The following is a 4244-nucleotide window of genomic DNA, read 5'->3' on the forward strand; positions in this document are numbered from 1 at the left end:
CCGGCTCCTTCTCGCGGGTCGCGACGGCGACGCCCGCCCGCGCGGCCAGCACCGCCACCCCGACCCCGACGGCGGCGACGACCGGCAGCTGCACGGCCCAGGCCACCCCGGCCGACGTGGCGGCGAACAGCAGCCCCCACGGTTCGGCGAGCTCACGGGCGAACTTCATGACCGCGAGGATCTCAGAAATTCGAGATCACGGACGTGAAGACCTGGTTGATCGAGTCCGGTTTGGACGAGTCGTACTCCGATCCTTCGGTCGCTTCCGCGATCTGCTTCAGCACGTCCTGGTCGGCGTCCGAGCCGTAGGCGATGGTGAACAGCCGGACCGTCTCCGCGTTGCCCTCCGGCCGCAACTGCGGCAGCAGGTGGTCGAGGTCGACGCCGCCGGAGTCCTCGTTGCGGCCGTCGGTCAGCACGACGACCGCGTTGATCGCCGCCGGGTCGAGGTGCGCCTTCAGGTACTCGTACGCGGCCTGCGACGAGTCGTAGAGCCCGGTGCCCGCCTGCGGCGTCAGCCCGCTCAGCCGCATCGCGAGGGTTTCCTTGCCGCTGTTCCCCAGCGCCTGCACCGGGACCAGCTCCTGGTAGTCCTTGTCGCCGTCGAGGTGGGTGGAGAACTGCCAGAGTCCGACCTGGTCGCGCGGCACGAACTGGCCGAGCGCGTCGATCGCGGCCTGCTTGGCCAGGTCGATCTTGCTCTTGCCGGTGCCCTTGACCTCGTCGCCCATCGAGCCCGAGACGTCCACGACGAGCAGCACGTTCGCCTTCTTGCGCAGCTCGGTCCACGTCGTCAGCAGCTTCGAAAGCACGGTCGGGGAGGGCGGCCGGATGAAGTTGATCTTCGCGTCCGGCTGGACGCCGTTCTGGATCGTCGCCTGCGGACCCGGCTGCCCGTCGAACGACCGGAAGCCGAGCGCGGCGAACCGCTGCTGCGTCTCCGGGCCGCGCAGGTAGCCGAGGAAGTCCGCGGCGATCTGCTTGCGCGTCGCGTCGGCCCAGTTCAGCGTGACGAACGGGTGGTCGGAGTTGAGCGTGCCGTCGGCCGGGTAGATCGCGACGATCGGCACCTTCGGCGGCGCGTGCTGGCCGACCTTCGTCGGGTCGTTCGTCGGGTTGCCCTGGTTGTAGCCGATCAGCGAGCTCTCCTCGACGGTCACCGCCGAGATGTAGGACAGCGCCGCGCCGCGGTCGTCGGCCTTCTGCAGGTTGGTCAGGAACGTCAGCGTGTTGTCGCCGTAGTGCACGATCGCCTGCTCGATGTTCGAGACGAACTGCTTGGCCTCGGGCTTCTCGAGCGCGGCCGCGGTGAGGTCGGACGACGTGCCGGTGGCCGCGTAGTAGGCGCCGATGGTGGCGTTCAGGCCCGCCGTTGAGATGTTCGGGTTCGTCTTGCCGAGCCGGAACCTGCCCCACTCGGGGTGGCCGAACTTCGCCCAGCCCGCCGGGTCGGTCGCCAGCGTCGCGAGGTCCTTCCAGCCGATTGGCTTGGCCGGCCAGCCCAGCGCCTCGGCCATCGGCTTCGGCATGGCGACGGTCAGCGGCGAGTTCGCGATCGACTGCGGGTCGCCGTCCGGCACGATCGACGCCGAGTCGCCCTTCGCGTTCACGCGCAGCAGGTTGACCCAGCCGCTCGCGGCCGGCGTCCAGACGTCCGGGCGCGGGCCGTCGGTGGCCTCGTTCCAGCCGTTCGCCAGCGCCTGCATCGCGACGCCCGACGACTTCGATTTCACGACGACGTCGACGCAGTGGCCGGCGACGGACCGTCCGGAGTAGGCCTTGGCGGCCTCCTGGACGATTCCGGCCTTTTCCGGCGACGACGCGACGTTCAGCGCGACGGCGTCCGAGCCGGTGCACTTCGGCGCGTCGGCGTCGTCGCCCGAGCCGCTGGTCCAGGCGCGGATCCCGATGATCAGCCCGGCGGCGACCACGATCGCGGCCAGGAACGGGAGAATCTTTCTCCTGCGCCGTGCTGGCTGGGAATTGATCATCGAATCCTCCCCGTTCCGCGACCGGAAATTCCATTATCCGGCAGCGGAACGGGGAGAGGACGGTATTTTGACTATTGCTTAGGGCCGCGGCGCGACCACGTCCACGCGTAGCCCGGGTCCTCGGACGCGTCGGCCGCCTCGCCGAGCTCCAGCGGCGCGAACGTGTCGACCATGACCGCGGTCTCGTCGAAGAACTCCGCGCCGATGGACGCCTCCGCCGCGCCCGGCTGCGGGCCGTGCGTGAAGCCGGACGGGTGCAGCGACAGCGAGCCGACGCCGATGCCCGAGCCCTTGCGGGCCTCGTAGTCGCCGCGCACGTAGAACATCAGCTCGTCGGAGTCGACGTTCGCGTGGTTGTACGGCACCGGGATCGAGTCCTCGTGGTAGTCGACCTTCCGCGGGCAGAAGGAGCAGACGACGAAGTTCGGGCCCTCGAACGTCTGGTGCACCGGCGGCGGCTGGTGCACGCGGCCGGTGATCGGCTCGAAGTCGTCGATGTTGAACGCCCACGGGTAGAGGCAGCCGTCCCAGCCGACGACGTCGAAGGGGTGCGTCGCGTACGTGTAGCGCGTGAGGCCCGCGCGGTGCCGCACGAGCACCTCGACGTCCTCGCCGTCCACCACCAGCGGCGCCGACGGCCCGCGGATGTCGCGCTCGCAGTACGGCGCGTGCTCCAGGAACTGGCCCTTCGCCGACAGGTACCGCTTCGGCGGGCCGATGTGGCCGCGCGCCTCCAGTGTGAAGAGGTTGATCTCGCCGTGGGGGACGACCCGGTGGGTGCACGACGTCGGGATCACCAGGTAGTCGCCGTCGCCGACGTCGATGCTGCCGTAGATCGTCTCGACCGTCGCCGAGCCGCCGTGGACGTAGAAGAGCTCGTCGCCGGCCGCGTTGCGGTAGAGCGGGCTGGGCGCGGTCGCGGTGACGAAGCCGATGGTGACGTCGTTGTTGCCGAACAGCCGCCGCCGGTCGGTCACGGCGTCGGTCTCGCCGCCGAACTTGAGGTCCTGGGTCTTGAAGGCCCGCGGCTTGAGCGGCAGGTTCGGGGTGAGCGGGCCGCGGTCCTCCTCGACCGTGACGGCGTCGACGATCGCTGTCGGCAGGCCGCGGTGGTAGAGCAGCGCGGAGTCGGCGGAGAAGCCCTCGACACCCATCAGCTCCTCGGCGTAGAGGCCGCCGCCGGGTTTGCGGAACGCGGTGTGCCGCTTGTGCGGGATCTCGCCTACTTGCCGGTAGTAAGGCATCGGCGCTCCCTCCAAAAGGTGTCCGTTGTGCGAACGATTTTGTCCTCATGTCGTACGCTACTAGCGTGTCAGTCGTGTCAAGCGCTGTGGAACTCACGCCCCCCGGCCCCCGTGGGATTCCTCCCCTGTTCGCGAGGCTCGTCGACGACTCGGCGCTGTTCCCTCCGGGCGATGCGGCCATGCCCGAAGCTCTGCGCTCGCACTTCGCGAGCCGCGAGTCCGAACACGCCGGTGTCCTGGGGGTTTTTCTCTGTCAAGCCTCCCGGTTGCCGGAGCTGATCACCGAGCTGATCAAGATCAAGCCGAAGCAGCCGCTGCCGCTGTCGCTGATCATCGACACCGGCCTCGGCGGCGTCCCGAAGGCCATCTCGATCGTCGAGTCGCGCAGTGAGCTGCTGGCGCTGCGGATGGTCGAGATGCCCGCGCCCTCGGACGTCGACGAGGTCTGGCTGGAGCGCGTCTCGGAGTTCGTCCCCGAGGACGTCATCCGCGTGGTCGAGCCGCGGCGCGGCGTCGGCTGGCTGGACGGCGTGCGCAAGGTGATCGAGCACGGCAGCTGGCCGAAGATCCGCTGCGGCGGCAAGGCGGGGGAGAACTTCCCCAACGTCGACGAGGTCGCGGACTTCCTCGCCGTGGTCTCCGGGTCCAGCGGGGCCTCGTTCAAGGCGACGAACAGCCTGCACCGCGCGGTCCGGCACACCGACCCGGACACCGGCTTCGTGCACCACGGCTTCCTGAACCTGCTCGTCGCGTCCGCGCGCAGCCTCGCGGGCGGCGACGTCCGGGCCGCGCTGGAGTCGACCGACGCGCAGGCGCTGGCCGACGAGGCCCGGGCGCTGTCCGAGCCGGCCGCGAAGGCCGTGCGGGCGCTCTTCGCGTCCTACGCGGCGGCGTCGTTCGAGGAGCCGGTCGCCGACCTGGGCGAACTCGGCTTGCTGTGACCAGCCGGGAGGGGTCGCTGACGCTCGATCGCGGGCTGGCGCTGCTGCAGGCAGTGGCCGACGCCGGT

3 protein-coding genes and 1 pseudogene are annotated in these 4244 nt (G+C 69.9%); 2 read left to right on the top strand and 2 right to left on the bottom strand.

What is annotated here, in order from left to right; genetic code table 11:
• Positions 1-182: 182 nt before the first annotated feature.
• Both G3I65_RS39825 and G3I65_RS39830 read right to left on the bottom strand, forming a co-directional pair.
• Positions 183-1991, bottom strand: coding sequence for a substrate-binding and VWA domain-containing protein (locus G3I65_RS39825; protein WP_160700667.1), 1809 nt, complete (start codon positions 1989-1991; stop codon positions 183-185).
• A 71-nt stretch (positions 1992-2062) separates the two neighbouring features.
• Positions 2063-3235 carry a homogentisate 1,2-dioxygenase gene (locus G3I65_RS39830; protein ID WP_160700668.1) on the bottom strand — a complete coding sequence of 391 codons (1173 nt, stop codon included), beginning with the start codon at positions 3233-3235 and terminating at the stop codon, positions 2063-2065.
• 86 nt (positions 3236-3321) lie between these two features.
• Between G3I65_RS39830 and G3I65_RS39835 the strand changes: the two genes are divergently transcribed.
• Positions 3322-4176, top strand: a complete 855-nt coding sequence (locus G3I65_RS39835; protein ID WP_290051544.1) for a hypothetical protein — start codon at positions 3322-3324, stop codon at positions 4174-4176.
• Positions 4173-4244 (top strand): annotated as a pseudogene (locus G3I65_RS58905) (IclR family transcriptional regulator); the annotation flags it as partial. The gene G3I65_RS39835 and the pseudogene G3I65_RS58905, both read left to right, overlap by 4 nt.

This window comes from Amycolatopsis sp. SID8362, from assembly GCF_010550475.1.
Lineage (GTDB): Bacteria > Actinomycetota > Actinomycetes > Mycobacteriales > Pseudonocardiaceae > Amycolatopsis > Amycolatopsis eburnea.